We start from the raw sequence: 22,656 nt of genomic DNA on the forward strand, positions 1-22,656 counted from the left end.
CTTTTCACACCTGCTGTAGAGAGGATGGCATGAACGTCCGGAACGAAAAAAATACCAAGGGCCCTGTGGCCAAAACCCGTGAGGACAGGCTCAAGGCCGCGCTCAAGGCAAACCTTGCGCGGCGCAAGGCGCAGGCCCGGGCACGGTCCGGACCGACCAAAACGAACGAGCAGAAAAAAGGTTGAACGAATGGACAGTATCGTGGTGACGGGCAACGGCCCGCTGTCGGGGGAAATACCGATCGCAGGAGCCAAGAACGCGTGCCTCGCGCTCATGCCTGCAACGCTTCTGAGCGAGGAGCCGCTGACGCTCACCAATGCGCCGCGCCTGTCGGATATCAAGACGATGGCCGAATTGCTGCGCTCGCTCGGGGCCGAGGTCACGACGATGCAGGACGGGCAGGTTTTGGCCATGTCGAGCCATGATCTCGATAATCATGTCGCCGACTATGACATCGTGCGCAAGATGCGTGCCTCGAACCTTGTTCTGGGGCCCATGCTGGCGCGGTTGGGTCATGCGGTCGTGTCGCTTCCGGGGGGCTGTGCGATCGGTGCGCGCCCCATGGATCTGCATATTCACGGGCTGGAAAAGCTGGGCGCCGAGATCGACCTGCGGGACGGCTATTTGCATGCCAAGGCGCCGGGCGGGCTCAAGGGTGCTGATATCGAGTTCAATTTCGCGTCGGTCGGAGCGACGGAAAATGTGATGATGGCCGCGACGCTGGCCCGTGGCACGACGGTTCTGCGCAATGCCGCACGTGAGCCCGAGATCGTGGACCTTGCCGACTGCCTGCGCAAGATGGGCGCCCGCATCGACGGCGACGGCACAAGTGAGATCAAGATAGACGGGGTCGAGCGGCTTCATGGCGCGACGCATCCCGTGGTCGCGGACCGGATCGAGCTTGGAACCTATATGCTGGCGCCGGCGATCTGCGGGGGTGAGGTTGAATGCCTTGGCGGGCGCCGCGACCTGCTCAATGCGTTCTGCGACAAGCTTGAAGCCGCCGGGGTGGAGGTGACGGAAACCGCCCGGGGCCTGAAGGTGGCACGAAAGAATGGCCGCATTCAAGCGGTTGATGTCACGACCGAGCCTTTCCCGGGCTTTCCCACCGATCTTCAGGCGCAGTTCATGGCGCTCATGTGCACCGCCGAGGGCACGAGTGTTCTGGAAGAAAAGATTTTCGAGAACCGTTTCATGCACGCCCCGGAATTGACCCGGATGGGAGCCGATATAGATGTTCAGGGAGGCACCGCACAGGTGTCGGGGGTTGAGCGGCTCAAGGGGGCGCCGGTGATGGCGACCGACCTGAGGGCGAGTGTGTCGCTGATACTGGCCGGGCTGGCGGCGGAGGGCGACACAGTTGTAAACCGTGTTTACCACCTTGACCGTGGATATGAACGGGTGGAGGAAAAGCTGCGCGCGGTGGGGGCCAAGATCGAAAGGGTGACGGGCTCATGAGCGAACAGGACGCCAAATTCGAGGAAGGGCGCGAGGCGCCGCTGAACCTTGGGGCTTGGGACGCCGATGACCTCAAGGTGCTGTCGGCATTGGCCCAAGACGCGGTTTTCCCGGTCAGCGAGATGAGCTGGCGCGCGGGTGAACGGCGTTTCGCACTTCTTATCAACCGGTTCCGCTGGGAGGATGCAGGCCGGTCGCGGCATGCGCCCGAGCGTGTGCAATCGGTTCTGGTGGTCGAAAATGTCTTGGGTGTGTCGAGCCATGGGATAGACCGGCAGGACAAGGATTTGATCCTGTCTCTTCTTTCCGTGACCTTCGAGCCGGGAGAGGACGGAACCGGCCATGTGAGTCTGACGCTGGCGGGTGATGGCGCCATCCGGCTGTCGGTTGAGGCGCTGGAGGTCAATCTGCGCGATGTGACCCGGCCCTATGCGGCCCCGTCACGCAAGATCCCGGATCATGGTGCGTGATGCGGGTGACTTTGGATATTTAAAGCAAGAAGAAAGATCGGGATGCCAGTATTTCTTGATGCCGGGGCGGCCGGGTTCGAGGCGGAGTTTGCCGCGCTTCTAACCTCGAAGCGTGAAGATTCAGTAGATGTGAACGATGCGGTGACGGCGATCATCGCGGATGTCCGGGCGCGCGGCGACGCGGCGTTGATCGAGTTGACCGAGCGGTTTGACCGTATGTCGCTAGCGCCCGAGGGTTTGCGGTTTTCCGAGGCGGAGATTGACGCTTTGGTGGCGCAAGTGCCAGCGGAGGAGCGCGCGGCGCTGGAATTGGCCGCTGAGCGCATCCGCGCCTATCACGCGCGCCAGATGCCCGAGAACGCGAGCTGGACCGATGAAACCGGGGCCAGGCTGGGCTGGCGCTGGGGCCCGGTGGGGGCGGCTGGGCTTTATGTGCCCGGCGGGCTGGCCTCGTACCCGTCCTCGGTCTTGATGAACGCGATCCCGGCCAAGGTGGCAGGTGTCGCACGTCTTGCCATGACGGTGCCGACGCCTGATGGCGAGGCCAACCCTTTGGTTCTTCTGGCGGCGCGTCTTGCGGGCGTGGACGAGGTGTATCGGGTTGGCGGCGCTCAGGCGGTGGCCGCGCTTGCCTATGGCACCGAGAGCATCGCGCCGGTGGACAAGATCACCGGACCCGGAAACGCCTATGTCGCAGCGGCCAAGCGGCAGGTCTTTGGCAAGGTGGGGATCGACATGATCGCAGGCCCATCCGAGATTCTTGTCATCGCGGACAACACTGCGGACCCCGATTGGGTTGCGCTCGATATGTTGAGCCAGGCTGAGCATGATGAAAGCGCCCAGTCGATCCTGATCACCGATGACGCGGCCATGGCCGAGGCCGTGACGAACGCGATCGAACGGCACCTTCAAACACTGGAGCGGCGCGACATCGCGGGCCGGAGCTGGCGGGATTTCGGGGCGGTCATCACCGTCCCCGACCTCGTGACCGCTGTGCATCTGTCTGACCGGATCGCGCCCGAGCATCTTGAGCTTTGCGTGGCAGAGGCCGATGCCCTCGCCGAAAAGATCACCCACGCCGGCGCGATCTTTGTCGGGTCGTGGACACCCGAGGCGATCGGGGATTACGTGGGCGGGCCGAACCATGTGTTGCCCACCGCGCGCTCGGCGCGGTTTTCCTCGGGGCTCAATGTGCTCGATTTTCTCAAGCGCACGACGCTTGCCCGCATGACGCCCGAAGCGCTGCGCGCCATAGGGCCTGCGGCCGAGACATTGGCGCGGTCCGAAGGTCTCGGGGCACATGGGCTTAGCGTGCGGGCACGTCTCGAGAGATTGAACGAATGAGCGCGGCAGGCATCGTGGGCATTGCCCCGCCCGCCCCGCTGCGCTAGGCACGGATCAATCAAGTTGCGAGACCCGATATGAGCCGGATTAGCCATATAGAGCTGGACGATTCCAACCTGCCGCCGCCCACGCCCGAGATCGAGCAGGAGCGCAAGGTCGCTATGTATGACCTGATGGAGGAAAACACCTTCGTTCTGCCCGAGCGTGAGGGGCGCGAGGTGCCCGAAGGCCCCTATCATCTGGGCTTGTCGATCCGGGACAAGCGGCTTGTCTTTGACGTCAAGAGCGAGGATGCAAGCCCCGCCGCCGAATTTCACCTGTCGCTGAGCCCCTTCCGACAGGTCGTCAAGGATTACTGGGCGATTTGCGAAAGCTATTTCGACGCGGTCAAGAACCTTGCCCCGGCGCAGATCGAAACCATCGACATGGCGCGGCGCGGTATCCACAACGAGGGCGCCCGTGTGCTCGAGGAGCGGCTCGAAGGTAAGGCTGAGATCGATAACGACACGGCCCGACGCCTGTTCACCCTTATCTGTGTCCTGCATTTCGGAGGCTGACCGGATGGCCGAGGACCTGCCGCAATCAGTGCTCTTCTGCTGTGATCACAACGCGGTACGGTCGCCGATGGCCGAAGGCATCATGAAACGGCTTTATGGCACCGGCACCTATGTTCAGTCGGCAGGGGTCAAAAGCGATCTGGACATCGACGGGTTTTCCATCGCCGTGTGCGAGGAAATCGGGGTCGAGCTGTCGCGTCACCGCGTCCGCAGTTTCGACGAGATGGAGCAGTGGGGCGACGATCTTGGGTCTTTCGACGTTGTGGTCGCGCTTAGTCCGGCAAGCCAGCGGCGCGCGCTGGAGCTGACACGCTGGTATCATCTCGACGTGATCTATTGGCCGATCATGGACCCCACAGGCCTTGGCGAAGGGCGCGAAGCCAAGCTGGCCGCCTATCGCCAGACCCGTGACCAAATCATCAAACACCTTACCGACCGGTGGGGAGAGCCGCAGGAGCCGCTATGAGCGAGACCGTCAAAGCCTATTTCGCCGCCTTCAATCGTGGTGACATCGAGGGTATGCTCGACTGTCTGTCCGAGGATGTGGCCCATCACGTCAACGAAGGCGAAGTGCGCATGGGCAAGGAAAAGTTTCGGGCGTTTTGCGCGCATATGAGCCGAACTTACCGAGAAGAGCTGACCGATATGGTGATTTTCGAGGCCGAAAGTGGCACGCGCGCGGCGGCGGAATTCATTGTCAACGGCACCTATCTTGAGACCGACGAAGGGCTGCCCGAGGCGCGCGGACAGAATTATCGCTTGCCTGCCGGGTCATTCTTTTCGCTTGAAAACGGCAAGATCACCCGCGTCGTGACCTATTACAACCTTGCGGATTGGCTTCGGCAGGTGTCATGATCCGGGTTGAGCGACTTGAAGGTGAGGCGCTGTCGGCGGCGCTTGGTGATGTTGCTCGCCTGCGTATCGAGGTGTTTCGCAAATGGCCGTATCTATATGACGGGGACGCGGAATACGAGGCACGCTATCTTCAGACCTATCGCGACAGCGCGGATGCGATCCTTGTCGGCGCGTTTGACGGTGCGCGGCTTGTGGGCGCGTCTACCGGCACGCCAATGGAGGATCACGCCGATGATTTCGCGGCGGCCTTTGCAGGTCAGGATATTCCCCTCAGCGATATTTTCTACTGCGCAGAGAGTGTGCTTTTGCCTGAATACCGGGGTCAGGGGCTTGGCCATGCTTTCTTTGACGCGCGCGAGGCGCATGCCCGCGATCTGGGACGGACATATTCGGCGTTTTGCGGCGTCGTGCGCCCTATGGATCACCCGCTGAGACCGGAGGGATACCGCCCGCTTGATGCGTTCTGGCGCAAGCGTGGTTACACACCGGTCGAGGGTGCCGTGGCGCAGTTTCGGTGGAAAGACATAGATCAGTCGCACGAGACCGATCATACACTGCAATTCTGGATGCGCCGCTTGTGAGGGTGTCAGCAATGCCGCCCAGATCTTGGGCCTGAGTGTGAGCCTGTCAGATATGCGAAATCAATGAGTTCGAGCGGGCCGCGCGAATTTGAGTGCGCGCGTGCGACGCCTGAAATGCTTTAACGGCAATAGGCGCCGCTGCGATAGCGGGCGGTGTCGAAATGAAAATGATCAAGATGATGTCTGTCGGCCTTGGGACCGAGGACCGTGCCGAACGGCCCACAGGCGGTGCGGTGCATGTCGCGCATCATTTTCCCGTAGGTGCGGCTGTTCCAATGTTTGAGCACGGAAACTTCGGTGCCGTCACGTAGATAGAGGCCAGAGATGTCTATGGCGCGCCCCTTGCCATGCTCTGACAGTTTCGCCCCGCGTCTGTTGTTGCGGGTGCGGCAGGAATAATGAGCGGCCACCTTGATCTTGGCCACGCCGCCGCCATGTCGTCCGACCGAAGGCTTGAGGCCGGCATCCACCCAATGTTTCAACCGCTTGGCGGTATTGCAGTCCATGACAGACTGTTTGCTGAGGGCCACGCCGCTGACCGAGCGGATGCTGACGGCGTTTTCAATCCCGCAGCCGTTGATATGGCCGGTGACGCGGCCAACCGGTTTGCCCTGAATGGCAAGATCGCCGCAGACTGCGCCCTTTTTGCGGGTTTGTCTGATGATGCGAGCTTCCTTGGTGACCTTGCCCGAGCGGAGAAGCGGACGCAGCGATTTGAAAAGCCCGCCGCCTCCTGTGCTGCTGGCTTGGGGTTTCGAAGCCGCGCCGGGCCGGTCGAGATTGGCGGGGCGGGCCGCCTCGGTGTTACGGGCACTTGCGGTGGTCTGTGTCGCTGGGGCCTGGGCCGTCTTTTGGGTTACCTGCGTGGTGGTGGCATCTTTGCGCCTGACCGGTCGCGCGTGGGGGCGCAAGCTGATGACCTTGGTGGTCGCTGTGCCGATAGCTTGGGTGGCGGCGGGCCGGGGCACAGGGCGCAGGGACGTATCGGGCGCCTTGGCGAGGGCCGGGAGGGCCGCCACGAGCCCCGCACACAGAAGCAGCGCGCGCATCACCGCTTGCCTCGGGGGGCGCGGCCGAAGTCGGGCGCATCGGTGTCCTGCCCGGCCTCAATGATGCCGCGGCGGATCGCGCGGGTATGAGTGAAATACTCGTGGAGGTGATCCCCGTCACCGGTGCGGATCGCGCGTTGCAGCGCGAAAAGCTCTTCGGTGAAGCGACCCAGGATTTCGAGGGTCGCTTCCTTGTTGGTCAGGAAGACATCGCGCCACATTGTCGGATCGCTCGCGGCGATACGCGTGAAATCCCTGAACCCTGCTGCCGAATACTTGATCACTTCGCTATCCGTAACCCGCCGCAGATCATCCGCGACGCCCACCATCGTGTAGGCGATAAGGTGCGGTGTATGGGACGTGACCGCAAGCACGAGGTCGTGGTGATCGGCATCCATCCGCTCGGTGTTTGATCCAAGCGCCTTCCAGAAGGCTTCGAGCCGGGTGACCGCGTCTTCATCGCTGTCGGGTTCGGGCACGATAAGACACCAGCGATTGTCGAAGAGTTCGGCAAAGCCCGAGCCGGGCCCTGATTGCTCGGTTCCGGCAAGCGGGTGCGCGGGCACGAAATGAACGCCGTCAGGAATATGCGGAGCCACAGCGTCGATCACGGCGCGTTTGACCGATCCGACATCGCTTACGGTGGCGCCGGGTTTCAGAACGGGTGAAATATCGGCGGCCACGTCACCCATCGCGCAGACGGGGACGCAAAGCACCACGAGGTCGGCACCTTCGCAGGCTTCACGCGCGCTTTCGCAGACACGATCGCACAGGCCGATCTCGCGCGCGATGGCGCGTGTTTCGTCCGAGCGGGCGAAGCCCGTCACCTCACCTGCGATGCCCGCGCGCTTGATTGCCCAGAACATCGACGACGCGATGAGGCCCAGCCCGATCAGCGCCACCCTGTCATAGATGACGCTCATCCCACCGCCCCCATGAATTTGCCGATGGCGTGGGCCACCCGACGGCAACTTGCCTCGTCTCCCACGGTGATGCGCAGGCAATGGGGCAGCTTGTAGCCGCCGACCCGCCGCACGATGATCCCTTCGGATTTCAGATGCTCGTCGCAGGCTTCGGCCTGTGATTGGCGGGCAAAGCGCGCCAGTATGAAATTCGCGGTGGAAGTGTCCGACGGCACGCCATGTTCGGCCAGTGCCTCGGCCAACCACGCGCGCAGGCGGGTGTTGTCCGTGCGGCATTTGTCGGCCCAGTCGGTGTCAAGCACCGCAACCTCGGCGGCGGCAAGGGCCGGTGTGCCAAGGTTGAAAGGACCGCGCACGCGGTTCAGCACGTCGATCACGTGCGATGGACCATAGCCCCAGCCGATACGCAGGCCACCCAGACCGTAAAGCTTGGAGAAGGTGCGCGTCATGATCACGTTCTCGCGCCGGTCAACGAGGGACGCGCCACCGTCGTAGCCCTCGACGTATTCTGCATAAGCGCCATCCAGAACCAGAAGCACATGGGGCGGCAGCGCCTCGGCCAGTCTCGCGACTTCGCCCTCACCGATCATGGTCCCGGTGGGGTTGTTGGGATTGGCGATGAACACAAGGCGTGTGGTATCGGTTACGGCCTCGAGGATCGCATCGACATCGGTCACGCGTTCGCGCTCGGGCACCTCGACGGGTGTGGCGCCCGCCGCAAGCGCGCTGATGCGATACATGGCAAATCCGTGCTCGGTATGGATCACCTCGGTGCCCGGACCGGCATAGGCCTGACAGAGAAAGGCGATCACTTCGTCGCTGCCGGCGCCACAGATGATCCGTTTGGGATCGAGGTGATGCACCTTGGCGATGGCCGTGCGCAGCGAAGAATGATCGGAAGACGGGTAGCGGTGCAGATCATAGACCGCCTTGGCATAGGCATCGCGGGCCTTGTCGCTGGGTCCGAAGGGGTTCTCATTCGAGCTGAGCTTTACGGCGTTCGCGATGCCCGCGACATGGCTGGCGCCACCTTCGTATAGCGCGATCTCCATGATGCCCGGTTGTGGCGTGATCTGTGTCATGTCCAATCCCCCTCGGGGTGTTCTAAAGCGTTTCGCGAAAAACCTGAATCACAAAATTTTCGCGAAACGCGGCGCGACATTCAGGCGTTGAACGCGTTTCGCCTTTCTCTGATGTCTCAGGTTAAAGGCGAAGCACTTTAGTGGCACATTGGGCCTGTGCGAAAGCCCGAGTGCGCGTTCTGCCATGCCGGACCGCAAGAAAAAGGGCCGCGGCGGTTTTCCGTCGCGGCCCTCGGCAGAACAGCCTCGTGGGCTTAGTTCTGCGCGTAGAATTCGATGACGAGGTTCGGTTCCATCATCACCGGATAGGGTACATCGCTCAGGCCCGGTGTGCGGACGAATGTGGCCGTCATCTTGGAATGATCGGCATCGATATAATCGGGCACATCACGCTCGGGCAGCTGCGTGGCCTCAAGGATCGACGCCATCTGCTTGGAGCGGTCGCGCACCTCGATCACGTCACCCTCTTTCACGCGGTAGGAGGGGATGTTCACGATCTGGCCGTTCACGCGCACGTGCTTGTGGTTCACGAACTGGCGTGCGGCAAAGACGGTCGCCACGAACTTTGCGCGATAGACCACGGCGTCGAGGCGGCGCTCGAGCAGACCGATGAGGTTTTCACCGGTGTCACCCGTCACACGCTCGGCCTCGGCATAGATGCGGCGGAACTGTTTCTCGGTCAGGTCGCCGTAATAGCCCTTGAGTTTCTGCTTGGCGCGCAGTTGCAGGCCGAAATCCGACATCTTGGCCTTGCGGCGTGCGCCGTGCTGGCCGGGGCCACTTTCGCGGCGGTTTACGGGGGATTTGGGGCGGCCCCAGATGTTTTCGCCCATCCGGCGGTCGATCTTGTATTTGGCAGCGGTGCGTTTCGTCACGGCTGATCTCCTTCGTTCAGGTTTCGAAGGGCGTTGTCCTCTCTACCGGATTTTGCCGGAGCGACAGGGTTCCCCTTGCGGGGTCCACCAACACCAATGAAGCCGCGCTTATACAGGCAAAAGGGGCCGAGTCAACACCCGGCCCTCGCTTTGATTTCAAGATATTGCCCCGCGGGTCAGGCCGCCTCGTGCGCCCAGATCGCAGCCTCGGAATTGGACAGGCAGCGGCGGGCGAAACTGCCATATGTCTGGGGTTCGTATTCCAGCGCCGGAAAGCGCGAGAGAAGCCTTTGCCGATCCTCCTCGGCCAGCGTTGAAAACGCGGCTGATGCGGGGTGGAAGCTTTCGGTTTCCACGCCATTGGCCCAGATCACCTGATGGCGGGGCAGCAGGAGATGGATATAAGTCACCTCACGCACCGCCAGATCGACGGCGATCGTGTCCTTGTTGACAAGATCCTTGGCCGAGACCAGCACCTCGTCGGTGTTAAAGAGGGCGCGTGCCACGTCGCCCTGAACCAGCATCCGATGTTCCGGGCTGACCAGAAGCTCTTCGTCGGGGCGTTCGATGCCAAGCGCACCGGCCCGGACGCGAATTGGCCGCAGTTTGGGCATCGCAAAAAGCCGTGCGCCGGTCATGCGGCGGCTTCCGATCCACTGAATTTCGTCGTTGCCGTTATCCTTGGTGTTGACGCGGTCGCCTTCGCGCAGTTCCTCGACAAGGCGCGGTCCGTCCGGCGTTTCGATGCGGGTGCCCGGAGTGAAACATATGACGCCGCCTGTGGCAGGGCCGGTGGAGGGGGCGTGCACATTGTCCAGACTATGATGCACGACCCACATTTCGCGGTCCCTCGGAGGCATCTCGTCGTGGAACATCAAGAGCGGGGGCGAGCCGTTGCCCACTTCGATCACGGTGATCGTATAGCTTTGCGCCCCATCGGTCACGACGAAGCCGTGATCGAGCAGTGGCTCTTCTATCGCTATGTCCGAAATTCCTTTTTTGCCGGTCAGGGCCGCGCCCACAAGTTGCCTGACCATCCGGGCCGCGCGCATGCGCGTGCCCACACCATTGTCTGCCTTTTCCAGTCGCAAGACTGTGTTCGGTCCATCCACCCGCACGGTTTCCCCGTGCCAGGCCCATGTTGCCCCAACTGCAATCGTGCCGAGTCCTTCTGCCGGGAACCCGTCCACATCCGTCTGCGACCAAGATATGACAAACGTGCCTCGAAAGCCCGTTTTCATGCCTGCTCTATCCTGCCGTTTATTCTTTTTATGTGCGAAGGTTACCAGACGCTCTTCATTCTGCAAGCGTCGTGGTCAAGTGCAATTTTCAAAATTTAAGATTGATGCGCAGAGAACCCACTATCTGATTGTCGCGCTGCCCCTTGAATTCTTTGCCAAGCCAAGTGAGGCCATAGAAAAACCGATGACCCTTGCGGGTTTGATGGTGCAGGCCTGCCCGCATCCGGGACCGCCAGTCGGTAAGCTGCAAACCCCGGTCGGAGGGAAGGAATTCGCTGTGGGTGACCTTGGCGACGTCTCCGCCAATGACGAACCCGGCGCCATGCCCTTCGGTGAAGGTGGTGCGATAGCGATGCCCGGTCACGGGATCGCGCACCAGAAGTTCGTTCTGGCCCGTGCGTCCGAAACTGAAATCCGCGCCCACACGCACGAAGGTTTCGACCCCGGCGCGCCCCTCGACATAAGGGCGAAGCGTGGCGGTGGATCCGCCAAATCGCAGAACCTGGCCCATCTCGGCAACGACTGTCGGATTGATGTCGTCACCAATTTGCCCGGCGCGGGTCTGCGATGTCACATCGAAACCGCCCAGAACCGAATGAAGCCCGTCCTGAAAATCATCAAGACCCGTCTGCGGCCCGGTGAAGACAAGGTCACCGCCAAGCGCGAATTCGGTCGCGCCCTTGCGGTGATGGGTGTGCAGCCCGATTGAGAGCGTCCCGGCAAAGGGGCGGTCGCCCGGAGCGGGAAAGCTCAGGTTCTCGGGCGCGATTATTTCGCCGTTGATGCGCAGTTCGAGGATTTGGCCGAACCGTTCGGGCAATGCGCCCGTCCATTCCGGCCCCCAGACATGGCTTGCAGCGAGCGAGCCGGTGCGCCAGCGGTCGCGCCTGTCGAATAACAGATCGTTCGTGACGAGGCGGCCATAGCCAAGGTTTACCCGGTCTTGGGCGGCGACGCTCTGCGATGAAAGAAGAGTGACCGTCAGAACGGCGGCGAGAAGGCGATGCATGTAGTCCAGATTCCCTGCGAAAGCGCCCCCCGGCACGGAAGGGATACCAAGTGAATCCGACGCAATTCCAGCCCGCACATGGCCGAAATGCGAAATTTCCGAGGGCAGCGATGCTTTTTTGACACCGTCAGGGGCGCAGGATCGGCCCCGGTTCGGTCTGGGTGAGAACTTCTGCCCCGTCCGGTCCCAGAAGCACGGTGTTGGAGACAAAGAAGTTGCCGCGCCCGGTTTCAGTGAACCACGACATGAGGTGAAAGCACATGCCTTCGGTCATTACCAGATCGGAATCATGCCGCAGGCCGGTCACGCGCGGCCCGCCTGTCCAACTTGGTGGAAAGCCGATCCCCACGAGATAACCGCAATGATGGCGGCGGTAATGCGACAGGCCGGCGGCGTCGACCACATCCTGCCACCCCTGATAGACGTCCCGCGCCAGCGCGCCGGGGCGCAGTGCGCCCAGAGCACCCGCGAAAGCGGATTTGCTCAGTTCGGCCATGGCCGCATCGTCATCGCGGATTGATCCAATAGTGACGAGTCGCCCCATCGGCGCATTATACCGAGCGACGCATCCTGCCACCTCAAGGAAAACCGCCCCGGTATGGGTGCCGGTGCCCCAGCTTGTGTGTTCTTCGGCCATGCGCCATGCGGGCCGAATGAAAGGTCCGAACCCCGGAGGTGTGCCGCCCGCGCGGGTCATGGCGGCAAGGCATTCGGCGGCGACATCCGTCTCTTGCGCGCCGTCGTGGATTGCCGCGATGGCGGCCTGTGTTCCGGCGTCGGAGGCGCGCGCGGCCGCGCGCATCAGTGTTTGTTCCGCCGGAGATTTCACCAGACGGAGTGCATCGACCAGCCCCGAGGCATCCACCCATGAGGCGACGGGCAGTTGCGACAAGAGGGCGGCACCCAGAGCATAAGAGAACCCCGAAGACGCGCCTTCATAGCCAATCTGATCACGCAAGAGGGTCTGACCGAAATGCCGGACCATCGCCTCAACCACGGTTTCGGAATCGCTATGGCCGACGAAATGGGCGTTGCGCACCTGATTGGCGATGGCCACCTGCTCCATCGCGCGGGTAAAAAGCACCGGTTCGCCCTCTTGCGGAATGGCGAGGACATGTGGCGCGAAATATCCCCAGTGATCGAGACCGCAGAGGTAAAAGATATTTTCCGGCGCACTCAGAAACAGGAGATCGAGCCCATGGGCGGCCATATCCTGTCGCACAGCGGTAAGGCGTGCCGCGAGTTCGGCGTCGGTGAAAGGGTTGGAATGCATGTCTTGACCCGCGAATGACGGCTGTTGACCGTGACCCTGCACGCAGACATCCCCCCTGCCAAGAGTTTTCATCGCATCAGCGCAGCCGCAGGACAGGTGCAGTGGCAATGGGGGCGGGGCCCAGCCAGATACGGCCACCACGCAGTGTCAGCGGTACATCGAGCGTGTTGGGATTGCCCGCAAGCTGCGAAAGCATGCCCAGCCCGTCCCCGATCGGCCCGACAAGGCGTTCGGGCAGGGCGCCCGAATTGCGCGCCAGTTCAAGAATATCACGCCAGTTTCGGGCCTTGACCATCACTTCGCCGGTGGGAATGCCCTGTGCGTCGACAGCGACTGTGCCTGCAAGCGCAAGGCGCAACGAGCCCCATGTCGCCTCGGCGGACTTGATCTCGATCCAGCGCGGCTGGGGGCGCGAGTCTTCTATGGCAGACATATCCCATGGTTTGTCGAAAAGAACGGTCATGTCCACGCGCACCGCGCCCAGCGTGTCCGGTAGGCGGCCCTTGGGATCAAGCTTGCGCTGCCAGTCGGCACCGGGTTCGAGACCTTGTGCCGAAAGCCCGAGGCGATAGCGCGGGGCGTCTTCGATCGGTGTCTGCTCGGCGGCGAGCGACAGGGCGCTGATGCGGGTCGTCGCCCCGGTCTCGACGTCTGTTATGGCCAGCGCGTCGGCTGTCAGGCTGAGCACGTCGAGCGCGAGATCGGTTTGCGGTTCCACCTTGAGGCTGGCGCGCATGTCTTCACTTGAAATGTCGTATTTGGCTTCTGGCGTGGCGATCCGCTGTGTTTCGGGCCAAACTGCGATGACGTGGTTGGGCCGATAGCTGAGTGCCAGAACCTGAAACATCGGCGCGGTCCAGGCCAGCCCGGTTTCGGGATCGGCAAGGTGCAGATCTTCGAATCCCGCATCGAAGCGGCTTGGAAAGCCGCGCACGCGCATATCGCTGTAATCTGCGACCCAGCCTTCGGCGCGGCGTTCCTCGAACCACGTTTCAAAGCTTGTTTCGGCGGCTTCGGAGCCGATGAACCAATAGCCGCCCCAAAGAAGCGCGCCGATAATCAGAACCGAGAATATGAATCTCATTGGGGTGCCCCTTTTACCGCCTGCCGTGATCGTGTTTATAGGGCCCCGACGGCAAGGAACAGGGGCGAAGGGGGCAAGAATTTGACGATGTGGGTGTTCGGCTATGGATCGCTGGTATGGAATCCCGGTTTCGACATCGAGGAACGGGTGATCGCCACGCTGCCGGGGTATGAGCGGAGTTTCTGCATGCGCTCGGTCCACCATCGGGGCACCGACGAAACCCCCGGCCTCGTGCTTGCGCTGGACGCCCACCGGACGGAATTCTGCGTGGGTGTCGGATTGCGCGTCGCCGAGACGAACGAGGCCGACGTGCTTGCCTATCTGCGCGAACGCGAGCTGGTCTCGTCGGCCTATCTTGAGAAGGTGCTGCCGCTTGATCTTCATGACGGGCGGCAAGTCGAGGCGGTGACCTACGTGGTGGATGCCAAACATGAACAATATTGCGGCGGCGTGGCGTTGGAAGAGCAGGCGCGCATCATCGCCAAGGCGGTTGGCGGGCGTGGTCCGAACACCGAATATCTTTACAACACCGTCGCGCATCTGGTCGAACTTGGAATCCGCGACCCGGACCTTGAGTGGCTTGTTGAACGCGTGAAGCAGATCGCGGCATAAGCCCTTTCAATGCATGTCGCTTGCGCGTAGTCTGCGCGCAATGAATAACCGTGTCGGGAGCGTCCAGATGGACCAGCCGGACCGCGAGGTCGAGCCGCAGTTTTCAACACCCGTCCGGCAGATCGTGCTGATGCTGATCGTGCTGGGCCTGACGGGATTCGGTGCCTTCGTGGCGCTGCCCCGAGTGCTGCCTGTGTTTCAGGCCAATCCGTTCCTCAACGGCTTTATCATTTTCGTCTTTTTCATCGGGGTCGTGGCCTGTTTCTGGCAGGTGTTTCAGCTTATCGGCTCGGTCCGGTGGATCGAAGATTTCGCGGCCCAGCGGCCGGGCCATGAGGTTGTGAAAGCACCACAGCTTCTGGCCCCGCTGGCCAGCCTGCTCCGGCAGCGGAGCGCGCGGCGGATGCAGATCGCCCAAAGCTCGGCCCGGTCGATCCTCGATTCGGTTGCGCAACGCATCGACGAGGTGCGCGAGATCACGCGCTATATCGTCAACATGCTGATCTTTCTTGGCCTTTTGGGCACGTTCTATGGCCTTGCCACGACCGTTCCCGCGGTGGTCGACACGATCCGCAGCCTTGCCCCGCAAGAGGGAGAAGGCGGCGTCGAGGTGTTCAACCGGCTTATGACAGGGCTCGAGGCGCAGCTTGGCGGGATGGGTGTGGCGTTTGCCTCGTCGCTTCTGGGGCTTGCCGGATCGCTTGTGGTGGGTCTTTTGGAACTGTTCGCAAGCCATGGGCAAAACAGGTTCTACCGCGAGCTTGAGGAATGGATGTCCACGATCACCCGCGTGGGTTTCGCCGGCGGCGAGGGTGAGGGAACGGCCGAACAGAACATGCTGGGCGGCATGGCCGACATCATGACCGAGCAGATGGAATCGCTTGGTCAAATGCTGACGCAATCCGACGTGAGCCGCGCCATGGTGGATGAGAAGCTTGGCACGCTGGCCGACGCGGTGGAACGACTGACCGACCGTCTGAGTGATGGACGCCCCGAGACAGAGGCGCTCATGCGGGTGGCGGAAGGGCAGCAAGCCCTTATCGAACGGCTCGATGTGCAGGCCGGGGAAATCGGTGGCGCGGGGCTTGATGCCGAAAGCCGGATGCGGCTGCGGTCGATTGATGTGCAGATGCTTCGCATCCTCGAGGAAATCAGCGCGGGCCGGCAGGAAACGATGACGGAGTTGCGCACCGATCTGAACGCGCTCATGCGGATGCTGGGTGATCGGCGCGGCGTGATGCGCGAGGGGGGAGGCCCGCAGGATGTGCCGCGCGGGCCGGAGCGGTAGCCATGGCGCTTTCGCGGCGAACCGGACAAAGGTTTCAGGCGTCGATCTGGCCGGGCTTCGTGGATGCGATGACCGGGCTTCTGCTTGTTCTCATGTTCGTGCTGACGATCTTCATGGTGGTGCAGTTCGTGTTGCGCGAGACGATCACGGGTCAGGCCAGCCGGCTTGATGAGCTGTCCAACGAAATCGCCGCGCTGAGCCAGGCGCTGGGTCTGGAGCAGGATCGCAACGCGACCCTGACGGAGCGGGTGGGCGCGCTTACCACCACGTTGAGCGATGCGCGCGAGAAGCAGGAGGCACAGGCCAACCGGATTGCACTTCTTGAGGGGGAGCGCAACGCGCAGGCCGAGGCGCTTGAGGCCGCGTCGGCGCGGATCGCCAGCTTTGAGGATCAGGTTGCGAGCCTTCTGGCAGAGCGTGAGAGCAACCTTGGCACGATCGCCGAACTGGAGGACACGCGCGAAACGCTGATGAGTGAGCAGGAGCAACTGCAACTGGCGCTGGCGGGGCTTCGCGACGAGGTGGATGAACAGGCCGAGGCCGCGCGCCTGGCTGCTGCAAAGCGCGAGGCGCTTGAGGCGCTCGTGGCGGATCTGCGTGCGGACAATGCCGAGGCACAGGACGCACAACAGGCCCTGACGGAACAGGTCGATGCGCTTGAGACCGACCTGAGCGAGGAAGAGGCGTTGCGCCTGGCCGAGATGGCGGCGGCGGAAGCGTTGCGCGACAAGCTTGCCAATGCGCAAAGCGAGTTGAGCGCCATGACGCTCGCGCTTGAGCAGGAGCGAAAGCGTGCCGAAGAGACGCTGACCCTTTTGGCCGCCGCAGAAACGGCGCGCGACGATCTGGATGATCAGCTTTTGTCCGCATTGCTGGCCACCGAAGAGCGCGAGGCGCGCATTTCGGCGCTTCAGGCCGACCTCGAGGCGGCGGACGCACGGGTTGAGACACTTGAGCAAGCAAGCGCGGGGCGCGAGGTGTTGCGCGAAGACCTGCAAGCCGCGCTTGCTGCTGTGGAAGAGCGTGACGCGGCCATCGAAGCCCTGCGCGCCAAGTTGTCGGACGCCGAGAGCAGCTATTCGGAAACGCTTGATACGCAAGCGCAGCTTGAGGCCGAGATCGAAGCGTTGCGCGGCGAGTTGAGCCGTGCGCGTGGTGATCTGGACAGCCGGGATTCGACCATTGCCGCCTTGCGTGAAAGCTTGGCCGAAGCCGAGACCGGTTATTCCGAGACGCTGGACGAGCAATCACAGCTCAGGGCGGAACTGGACAGTCTGCGCAATGCGCTGGTCGAGCGTGAAGACGAACTGGCTTCGGTGAAGGCCCGTCTGGCCGAGGCGCTGGCGTCGGCGGAGCAACTGAGCATGTCGGAAGACGAGGTTCGTGATGCGCTCAAGGCCGCACTGGCGGCCAAGCTCGCGGCGGAACAGGAGGCCGAGACGCGCATGAGCGAGGCCGAGGAGCGCGCGGCCCTTCTGAGCAAGGCCCGCGAGGCCCTGGCCGAACAGGAGGCGATGACCGAGGAGGCACAGCGAGAGCAGGCCCTTCTCAATCAGCAGGTCAGGGCGCTGCGAGAGCAACTGGGCGAGTTGCAGGCGCTTTTGGATGATGCGGTCGCGCGGGAGGCCGCTTCGGACGTTCAGCTCGATTCCCTGGGTAAGGATCTTAACGTGGCGCTGGCGCGGCTTGCATCCGAGGAGAAAAAGCGCCGCGAGTTGCAGGAGGAAAAGGCCGCTCTTGCCGAAGAGAAGGCGGCCCTTGCCGAGGAAAAAGCCGAGCTTCTGGAAGAGCAGGCCAAGGATCTTGAAAGATACCGTTCGGAATTCTTCGGGCGTTTGCGCGATCTTCTGGACACTCAGGAAGGTATCAGGATCGAGGGCGACCGCTTTGTCTTTTCTTCCGAAGTGCTCTTTGCTCCCGGTCAGGCGACGCTGTCGAACGCAGGCAAGAACGAGATCGCCAAGGTGGCCGAAATCCTGCGCAACGTGGCGGATGAAATTCCGCCCGAGATCGATTGGGTGATCCGGGTCGACGGACATACCGACGATGTGCCCATTCGCAATTCATCCGAGTTCGAGGACAACTGGGAATTGAGCCAAGCACGTGCCCTGTCGGTCGTGCGCTACATGATCAATTTCCTTGGTATTCCGCCTGAACGCCTGTCGGCCAACGGGTTTGGGCAGTATCAGCCGGTCAACACCGCAGACACGGCTGCGGCGCGGGCACAGAACCGGCGGATCGAGCTTAAACTTACCGAAAAGTAACGCGTTTCGCCCCGCGTGAAAAAGATCGCAACATGTGCAATGACATAAGCGATTACCTGCGCGCGGGTTGCTCAAGACGCTTTCGGTTTTCACCGTCTCGCGCTACCATTCCATCGAGGCACAGGTCACGAGGAAGGGCCAGGGCATGAGATATTATCGTATAGTCGGCGCCGCAGTGGGCGCCATTCTGAGTTGCGCGACCCCGGCATCGGCGCAGGCCACCCCGCAAGCTGTCGACAGTTCGCTGCGACCCACGGCACGGCCCGTCACTGACGCCGAAACCGTCAGTCGGTCAGGGGTGACACTTGTTTCGCTTTCGGCGGTGCGGCCCGTGCTGCGCCCCGCCAATACGGTCGCGGCAGGCATGGCGGTCGAGGCATCGGTCAGCAATCAAGGCTTTGCCAACTGGATCAGGGGGTTTCGGGGCCGCGCCCTTTCGACGGGTATTTCGGCCCGCACCTTCGACCGTGCGTTTCGGGGTATTCAATACAATACAAGCGTGGTTCGAAAGGACCGCAACCAATCGGAGTTCACCAAGCAGATATGGGAGTATCTGGATTTTGCCGTCTCGCCCAGCAGGGTGACCAACGGACGCAAAATGGTGCGCAAATATGGTCGAACGCTGAATCGTATCGAGGCGCATTACGGTGTCGACAAGGAGGTCGTGACGGCGATCTGGGGCATGGAAAGTGCCTATGGCGCGCGTCGTGGCGACACCCCCCTGATCGAGGCTCTGGCAACGCTGGCTTATGATGGGCGGCGCGGTCGGTTCTTTGAAAAACAGCTGGTCGCCGCGCTCAAGATCCTGGAGGCGGGTGATGTGGCGCCGCGTTCGATGACCGGGTCATGGGCCGGGGCGATGGGACATACGCAGTTCATCCCTACGTCGTATCTTGCTTATGCGGTGGATTTCACCGGCGATGGCAAGCGCGATATCTGGTCTGAGAACCCGACCGATGCGCTGGCGTCGACCGCCGCGTATCTCAAGCGGTTCGGCTGGCGCAAAGGTCAGCCTTGGGGGGTCGAAGTGTTGCTTCCGGCCGGGTTCAACAACGCGCGCGCAACCCGAAAACTGCGCCAGAATCCGGCGGCCTGGGCCGCCGAGGGTGTGGTGGGGATCGACGGGCGCCCGGTGCCGAATTTCGGACCTGGCTCGATCCTGTTGCCTGCGGGCACACAGGGTGCGGCCTTCATGATCTTCCATAATTTCGGGGTGATCGAACGCTATAACAAGGCGGATGCCTATGTGATCGGCGTGGGCCACCTTGCGGACCGGATCAAGGGCGGGCCACCGATTCAGGCAAGCTGGCCACGGCAATACGAGTCAACAAGCGATCGGGAAAAGAAGGAAATTCAACTCCTTCTGAAGCGTAAGGGGTTCGGCGTCACCACGGTCGATGGCGTCGTCGGGCCCGAGACGACCCAAGCCATTCGCGCCTATCAGAAGTCGCGTGGCCTGACGCGGGATGGATATCCGTCCAAGCAGTTGCTGAAGGATTTGCGCCGGCGCTGAACACGGCCCCGGCGCAGTCTATCACGCAGTCTGTCACACCGAACTGCCTGCGCACAAACCTTCCAGAACAGCCTCTTCCGCAGTGCGGGGCGCGAGGCAATCACCGATACCGGTGACATCGAAGGATGCGCCGTCAAGCGCGTCGAGAAGGCCGCTGCTGGCGTCCTGCCCATGGGCGGCGACGAGCGTGTCGATGCCTTCGAAAATCATCGGCTCACCGCTGGCGACATGCTGAAGATAAACGGTGTCGCCGTCGGCACCATAAAGCCGAGCATAAGGCACCACGGTGACACCAAGCCGCGTGGCCCGGGCAAGCATCGTGTCACGCACGTAGGATTGCAGCGCCTCGCCCGCCATGGTGCCGGTCACCGCCAGTGTCACCGAGCGGCCCTCGGAGGCGAGTTGTTCGGCAAGGCCGAGCCCTGTCCAGTCGCCGCGCCAGTCGGAGATCAGCACCGATCCGCCCACATTCGCCGCGCCGCGCAACACCTGCCATGCGGTCAGAAAATGGGTGCTGTCGTCGATTTCGGCAGTGGGAACACGCGGGGTGCCGCCAGTGGCGACGATCACCGCATCGGGGGCCATTGCGGTCAGCGTTTCGAGGGTTGCTTCGGTGTTGAGCCGCACCTCGACGCCCGCGCACTCCATCTCGTGCGAGAGGTTGGTGATGATGCCGCCGAATTCGGCGCGGCCAGGAAGAAGCTGTGCCAGAAGCGCCTGACCGCCAAGCTGTGATCCGGCCTCGAGCAAGGTCACTTCGTGACCCCGCGCCGCCGCGACCGCCGCAGCCTTCATCCCGCCGGGGCCGCCGCCCACGACGACAACCCGGCGCGGCGTCTGGGCGGGATCAAGCGCGCCATATCGAAGTTCGCGCCCGGTTTCGGGGTGCTGAATGCAGGAAATCGGCACGCCCTTGTGAAAATGGCCGATGCAGGCCTGATTGCACGCGATGCATGCGCGGATATCGTCAAGTCGCCCCTCGCTGGCCTTGGCGGGCATGGCCGGGTCACAAATAAGCGCGCGGGTCATGCCGCACATATCGGCCTCACCCCGGGCGAGCACGGCTTCGGCATCCTGCGGTTGATTGATGCGCCCAGTAAGGATGACAGGCAGGTCCGTGGCCTCCTTGACGCGCTGTGAGAAGCTTCGGGGATAGCCCGGCTCGAAATACATGGGCGGTGCGATGTGGATCGCGCCACCGATCGTCGCCGAAGTCCCGGCGGCAATACTGACATAATCGAGGTAAGGCGCCGCGCGGGTGATCACCCTGAGAACCTCGCCTGCGTCCATGCCCGTCTCGTCATGTTCTTCGCCGGTGGTGCGCAGGCCCACGACGAAGCCCTGTCCCGTGGCCGCGCGGACGGCATCGAGCACTTCAAGCAGGAAGCGCGCGCGCCCGTCGAGATCACCGCCATAGTCGTCCGAGCGAAGATTGACCTCGGGATTCAGGAACTGGGCGGGCAGATATCCGTGGCTTGCCACGATTTCGACCCCGTCGAGCCCGGCCTCCTGCATTCTGCGGGCGGCATCGGCATAGCCTGACACGAATTCGTTAATCATCTTCACCGACAGCGCACGGGGCATCGTATGGAACCGTTCACTGGGTACGGCCGAGGGGGCATAGGCCACAGGCAAGGTGCCGTCGGAGGTCTCCATGATCTCGCGGCCGGGGTGGAAAAGCTGGGCCACGATGCGCGCGCCATGGTCATGGACTGTGTCGGCCAAGCGGCGGAAACCGGGAATGCAGTCATCATCGGTGCCCATGAGCACATGGCTGGTGTAACGGGCGGAATCGTGGATACCCGTGACCTGGCTGACGATAAGCCCGACGCCGCCCTTGGCCCGCGCGGCGTGATAGGCGATGAGTGCATCGCTCACGTGACCGTCATGCGCGAGAACAGTGTCGTGGCCGGTCGAGACGATCCGGTTGCGAATCTCGATACCGCCCAGTTGGAGAGGCTGCATGAGGCGGGCGGGTGCCGCAGGGGCGGCGCTGGCGTGATCTGGCGTTGTCATCCGGCGAGGTTAACCAGAGGAGCGCGGAAACTGGAAGCCCCTGCCGCAGGTGCGCCGGCAGAAGGCGGCCAAGATAATGAAAATTATTGGAAAAACTTCGCCACGCAGGGGCCGCCGGCAAAGCAGGTATGCGCTTGTTCAAGCTGTTCCGCCGTTGGATCGGCAAAGCCGTCACCGCCACAGGGCCCTAGGGTGAATCGAAACTCCCCTTCCGTGTTTCGGGCAAGGAACGCAAGATAGTCCGTGCCTGTCTTGGCCCCCGCGCACCACGGCCCCGCGCAGCGAAGATCGAGTGTCAGATCCGTGGCGAAGTCACGCGTAAACCCCTTATTTCCAAGGGATTTACCAACGAAATGCGCCGGAATTTCCGTGCTTTGCGGGGTGCTGGCCTGATTGGCGGGATCAACCGTTGGAACCAAGCCCTGATCAAAGCTGAGGGTGCCGTGTACGACCACATAGCGGGTGTCTTGGGCGTCGAGACGTTGATACGTGTCGGTGACGCTGTGAGGCAGACAGGACAGGCCCGCAACCGGTGTCGCCACGAGGCCCAAAGCGGTGATTATACACAGGTTTTTCAGGATCATAGCTTGGCTGCGAAATCTTCGAGGACATGGGCATACACCTCGCGTTTGAAGGGAACGATCGCGTCAATGAGATGCTCCGGTGCCAACCACTTCCAAGCTGAAAATTCCGGGTGATCGGTGGCGATGTTCACATCCGCATCTGCGCCCCGAAATCGCATGAGAAACCATGTCTGCTCTTGCCCGCGAAAACGCCCTTTCCAGAGTTTCGGCACAAGGTCATGTGGTAGATCATAGCGCACGGTTTCGCGGGTTTGTGCCTCGATATCAACGAGATGAGCGGTGATGCCGGTTTCTTCCCAAAGCTCCCGAAGGGCGGCGTCTCGGGCGGTTTCACCGGGATCAACGCCACCTTGCGGCATCTGCCAGGCGTTGGCTTGATTGTCGAGCCGTTGACCCACAAAGACATGACCGTCCGTGTTGGCGAGCATGACGCCAACACAGGGACGATAGGGCAGGCGGGCGATATCTTCGGGGGTCATGGCGATCCTCGGGTCGGGTGCGGCACTGTCCTGGCCAGAGATAGGCGTTTTGCGCCGTGTGATCCAGAGGCAGCGCGGCGTGGCAGGTCGGTGCTGAGT

23 protein-coding genes are annotated in these 22,656 nt (G+C 62.3%); 12 read left to right on the forward strand and 11 right to left on the reverse strand.

Annotated elements, in window-relative coordinates:
* The first annotated feature begins 29 nt into the window (after positions 1–29).
* From V8359_RS10745 to V8359_RS10780, 8 genes are all read left to right on the forward strand, one after another.
* The gene (locus V8359_RS10745; protein ID WP_336428848.1) at positions 30–185 is read left to right on the forward strand and encodes a hypothetical protein; all 156 of its coding nucleotides are present in this window, start codon (positions 30–32) and stop codon (positions 183–185) included.
* A 4-nt stretch (positions 186–189) separates the two neighbouring features.
* Positions 190–1,458 carry a UDP-N-acetylglucosamine 1-carboxyvinyltransferase gene (gene murA, locus V8359_RS10750; RefSeq protein WP_336428849.1) on the forward strand — a complete coding sequence of 423 codons (1,269 nt, stop codon included), beginning with the start codon at positions 190–192 and terminating at the stop codon, positions 1,456–1,458.
* Positions 1,455–1,928: a DUF2948 family protein gene (locus tag V8359_RS10755; RefSeq protein WP_336428850.1), complete on the forward strand. Its 474-nt coding sequence runs from the start codon at positions 1,455–1,457 to the stop codon at positions 1,926–1,928. Before murA ends, V8359_RS10755 begins: the two co-directional genes overlap by 4 nt.
* A 42-nt stretch (positions 1,929–1,970) precedes the next feature.
* The gene (gene hisD / locus V8359_RS10760; protein ID WP_336428851.1) at positions 1,971–3,272 is read left to right on the forward strand and encodes a histidinol dehydrogenase; all 1,302 of its coding nucleotides are present in this window, start codon (positions 1,971–1,973) and stop codon (positions 3,270–3,272) included.
* 77 nt (positions 3,273–3,349) lie between these two features.
* Complete coding sequence (locus tag V8359_RS10765) at positions 3,350–3,829, forward strand: UPF0262 family protein (protein ID WP_336428852.1); 480 nt, start codon at positions 3,350–3,352, stop codon at positions 3,827–3,829.
* Positions 3,830–3,833: 4 nt separating this feature from the next.
* On the forward strand, positions 3,834–4,295 hold the full coding sequence (locus V8359_RS10770; protein ID WP_336428853.1) for an arsenate-mycothiol transferase ArsC: 462 nt from the start codon (positions 3,834–3,836) through the stop codon (positions 4,293–4,295).
* Positions 4,292–4,684, forward strand: a complete 393-nt coding sequence (locus V8359_RS10775) for a ketosteroid isomerase-related protein (RefSeq protein WP_336428855.1) — start codon at positions 4,292–4,294, stop codon at positions 4,682–4,684. The genes V8359_RS10770 and V8359_RS10775 overlap by 4 nt, the downstream gene beginning before the upstream one ends.
* Positions 4,681–5,265 carry a GNAT family N-acetyltransferase gene (locus tag V8359_RS10780; RefSeq protein ID WP_336428856.1) on the forward strand — a complete coding sequence of 195 codons (585 nt, stop codon included), beginning with the start codon at positions 4,681–4,683 and terminating at the stop codon, positions 5,263–5,265. The genes V8359_RS10775 and V8359_RS10780 overlap by 4 nt, the downstream gene beginning before the upstream one ends.
* A 119-nt stretch (positions 5,266–5,384) precedes the next feature.
* Here the strand turns inward: V8359_RS10780 and V8359_RS10785 are convergent, their stop codons facing one another.
* The 8 genes from V8359_RS10785 to V8359_RS10820 form a co-directional block, all read right to left on the reverse strand.
* A complete protein-coding gene (locus V8359_RS10785; RefSeq protein WP_336428857.1) occupies positions 5,385–6,314 on the reverse strand; it encodes an extensin family protein in 930 nt (309 codons plus the stop codon).
* Complete coding sequence (locus V8359_RS10790; RefSeq protein WP_336428858.1) at positions 6,314–7,237, reverse strand: prephenate/arogenate dehydrogenase family protein; 924 nt, start codon at positions 7,235–7,237, stop codon at positions 6,314–6,316. Before V8359_RS10790 ends, V8359_RS10785 begins: the two co-directional genes overlap by 1 nt.
* Entirely contained in the window at positions 7,234–8,319 is a 1,086-nt protein-coding gene (gene hisC, locus V8359_RS10795) for a histidinol-phosphate transaminase (protein ID WP_336428859.1), read from the reverse strand. Before hisC ends, V8359_RS10790 begins: the two co-directional genes overlap by 4 nt.
* 254 nt (positions 8,320–8,573) lie before the next feature.
* Positions 8,574–9,194, reverse strand: a complete 621-nt coding sequence (gene rpsD / locus V8359_RS10800) for a 30S ribosomal protein S4 (protein ID WP_336428860.1) — start codon at positions 9,192–9,194, stop codon at positions 8,574–8,576.
* 176 nt (positions 9,195–9,370) lie between these two features.
* Positions 9,371–10,435, reverse strand: a complete 1,065-nt coding sequence (locus tag V8359_RS10805; RefSeq protein WP_336428861.1) for a Hint domain-containing protein — start codon at positions 10,433–10,435, stop codon at positions 9,371–9,373.
* An 88-nt stretch (positions 10,436–10,523) separates the two neighbouring features.
* Positions 10,524–11,444 (reverse strand): lipid A-modifier LpxR family protein, encoded by a 921-nt coding sequence (locus V8359_RS10810; protein WP_336428862.1) that lies wholly within the window; start codon positions 11,442–11,444, stop codon positions 10,524–10,526.
* 127 nt (positions 11,445–11,571) lie between these two features.
* Positions 11,572–12,717, reverse strand: a complete 1,146-nt coding sequence (locus V8359_RS10815) for a M24 family metallopeptidase (RefSeq protein ID WP_336428863.1) — start codon at positions 12,715–12,717, stop codon at positions 11,572–11,574.
* A 76-nt stretch (positions 12,718–12,793) separates the two neighbouring features.
* The gene (locus V8359_RS10820; protein ID WP_336428865.1) at positions 12,794–13,801 is read right to left on the reverse strand and encodes a DUF2125 domain-containing protein; all 1,008 of its coding nucleotides are present in this window, start codon (positions 13,799–13,801) and stop codon (positions 12,794–12,796) included.
* Positions 13,802–13,888: 87 nt separating this feature from the next.
* Here V8359_RS10820 and V8359_RS10825 point away from each other — a divergent pair, with 87 nt between their 5' ends.
* The 4 genes from V8359_RS10825 (at position 13,889) to V8359_RS10840 (ending at position 19,478) form a co-directional block, all read left to right on the forward strand.
* Entirely contained in the window at positions 13,889–14,413 is a 525-nt protein-coding gene (locus V8359_RS10825; RefSeq protein WP_336429046.1) for a gamma-glutamylcyclotransferase, read from the forward strand.
* A 67-nt stretch (positions 14,414–14,480) separates the two neighbouring features.
* Entirely contained in the window at positions 14,481–15,701 is a 1,221-nt protein-coding gene (locus V8359_RS10830) for a biopolymer transporter ExbB (RefSeq protein WP_336428866.1), read from the forward strand.
* Positions 15,702–15,703: 2 nt separating this feature from the next.
* Entirely contained in the window at positions 15,704–17,965 is a 2,262-nt protein-coding gene (locus V8359_RS10835) for a peptidoglycan -binding protein (protein ID WP_336428868.1), read from the forward strand.
* A 145-nt stretch (positions 17,966–18,110) separates the two neighbouring features.
* Complete coding sequence (locus V8359_RS10840; RefSeq protein ID WP_336428869.1) at positions 18,111–19,478, forward strand: lytic murein transglycosylase; 1,368 nt, start codon at positions 18,111–18,113, stop codon at positions 19,476–19,478.
* A 33-nt stretch (positions 19,479–19,511) separates the two neighbouring features.
* Here the strand turns inward: V8359_RS10840 and V8359_RS10845 are convergent, their stop codons facing one another.
* The 3 genes from V8359_RS10845 to V8359_RS10855 form a co-directional block, all read right to left on the reverse strand.
* A complete protein-coding gene (locus V8359_RS10845) occupies positions 19,512–21,494 on the reverse strand; it encodes an oxidoreductase (RefSeq protein ID WP_336428870.1) in 1,983 nt (660 codons plus the stop codon).
* 83 nt (positions 21,495–21,577) lie between these two features.
* Positions 21,578–22,078: a hypothetical protein gene (locus tag V8359_RS10850; RefSeq protein ID WP_336428871.1), complete on the reverse strand. Its 501-nt coding sequence runs from the start codon at positions 22,076–22,078 to the stop codon at positions 21,578–21,580.
* Entirely contained in the window at positions 22,075–22,557 is a 483-nt protein-coding gene (locus tag V8359_RS10855; RefSeq protein ID WP_336428872.1) for an RNA pyrophosphohydrolase, read from the reverse strand. Before V8359_RS10855 ends, V8359_RS10850 begins: the two co-directional genes overlap by 4 nt.
* Between the last annotated feature and the right edge of the window lie 99 nt (positions 22,558–22,656).

The sequence above is a fragment of the Roseovarius sp. E0-M6 genome (assembly GCF_037083845.1).
In the GTDB taxonomy this organism is placed as follows: Bacteria; Pseudomonadota; Alphaproteobacteria; order Rhodobacterales; family Rhodobacteraceae; genus Roseovarius.

What these genes read in the sequence shown, in the direction of transcription:
- V8359_RS10775 (WP_336428855.1), top strand. Translation starts at nt 4,292, where the DNA reads ATGAGCGAGACCGTCAAAGCCTATTTCGCCGCCTTCAATCGTGGTGAC.
- V8359_RS10790 (WP_336428858.1), bottom strand. Translation starts at nt 7,237, where the DNA reads ATGAGCGTCATCTATGACAGGGTGGCGCTGATCGGGCTGGGCCTCATC.
- V8359_RS10755 (WP_336428850.1), top strand. Translation starts at nt 1,455, where the DNA reads ATGAGCGAACAGGACGCCAAATTCGAGGAAGGGCGCGAGGCGCCGCTG.
- V8359_RS10765 (WP_336428852.1), top strand. Translation starts at nt 3,350, where the DNA reads ATGAGCCGGATTAGCCATATAGAGCTGGACGATTCCAACCTGCCGCCG.
- V8359_RS10840 (WP_336428869.1), top strand. Translation starts at nt 18,111, where the DNA reads ATGAGATATTATCGTATAGTCGGCGCCGCAGTGGGCGCCATTCTGAGT.
- hisC (WP_336428859.1), bottom strand. Translation starts at nt 8,319, where the DNA reads ATGACACAGATCACGCCACAACCGGGCATCATGGAGATCGCGCTATAC.
- hisD (WP_336428851.1), top strand. Translation starts at nt 1,971, where the DNA reads ATGCCAGTATTTCTTGATGCCGGGGCGGCCGGGTTCGAGGCGGAGTTT.
- V8359_RS10770 (WP_336428853.1), top strand. Translation starts at nt 3,834, where the DNA reads ATGGCCGAGGACCTGCCGCAATCAGTGCTCTTCTGCTGTGATCACAAC.
- V8359_RS10745 (WP_336428848.1), top strand. Translation starts at nt 30, where the DNA reads ATGAACGTCCGGAACGAAAAAAATACCAAGGGCCCTGTGGCCAAAACC.
- V8359_RS10830 (WP_336428866.1), top strand. Translation starts at nt 14,481, where the DNA reads ATGGACCAGCCGGACCGCGAGGTCGAGCCGCAGTTTTCAACACCCGTC.
- V8359_RS10835 (WP_336428868.1), top strand. Translation starts at nt 15,704, where the DNA reads ATGGCGCTTTCGCGGCGAACCGGACAAAGGTTTCAGGCGTCGATCTGG.
- V8359_RS10780 (WP_336428856.1), top strand. Translation starts at nt 4,681, where the DNA reads ATGATCCGGGTTGAGCGACTTGAAGGTGAGGCGCTGTCGGCGGCGCTT.
- V8359_RS10815 (WP_336428863.1), bottom strand. Translation starts at nt 12,717, where the DNA reads ATGCATTCCAACCCTTTCACCGACGCCGAACTCGCGGCACGCCTTACC.
- V8359_RS10805 (WP_336428861.1), bottom strand. Translation starts at nt 10,435, where the DNA reads ATGAAAACGGGCTTTCGAGGCACGTTTGTCATATCTTGGTCGCAGACG.
- V8359_RS10825 (WP_336429046.1), top strand. Translation starts at nt 13,889, where the DNA reads ATGTGGGTGTTCGGCTATGGATCGCTGGTATGGAATCCCGGTTTCGAC.
- V8359_RS10850 (WP_336428871.1), bottom strand. Translation starts at nt 22,078, where the DNA reads ATGATCCTGAAAAACCTGTGTATAATCACCGCTTTGGGCCTCGTGGCG.
- V8359_RS10810 (WP_336428862.1), bottom strand. Translation starts at nt 11,444, where the DNA reads ATGCATCGCCTTCTCGCCGCCGTTCTGACGGTCACTCTTCTTTCATCG.
- V8359_RS10785 (WP_336428857.1), bottom strand. Translation starts at nt 6,314, where the DNA reads ATGCGCGCGCTGCTTCTGTGTGCGGGGCTCGTGGCGGCCCTCCCGGCC.
- murA (WP_336428849.1), top strand. Translation starts at nt 190, where the DNA reads ATGGACAGTATCGTGGTGACGGGCAACGGCCCGCTGTCGGGGGAAATA.
- V8359_RS10820 (WP_336428865.1), bottom strand. Translation starts at nt 13,801, where the DNA reads ATGAGATTCATATTCTCGGTTCTGATTATCGGCGCGCTTCTTTGGGGC.
- V8359_RS10845 (WP_336428870.1), bottom strand. Translation starts at nt 21,494, where the DNA reads ATGACAACGCCAGATCACGCCAGCGCCGCCCCTGCGGCACCCGCCCGC.
- V8359_RS10855 (WP_336428872.1), bottom strand. Translation starts at nt 22,557, where the DNA reads ATGACCCCCGAAGATATCGCCCGCCTGCCCTATCGTCCCTGTGTTGGC.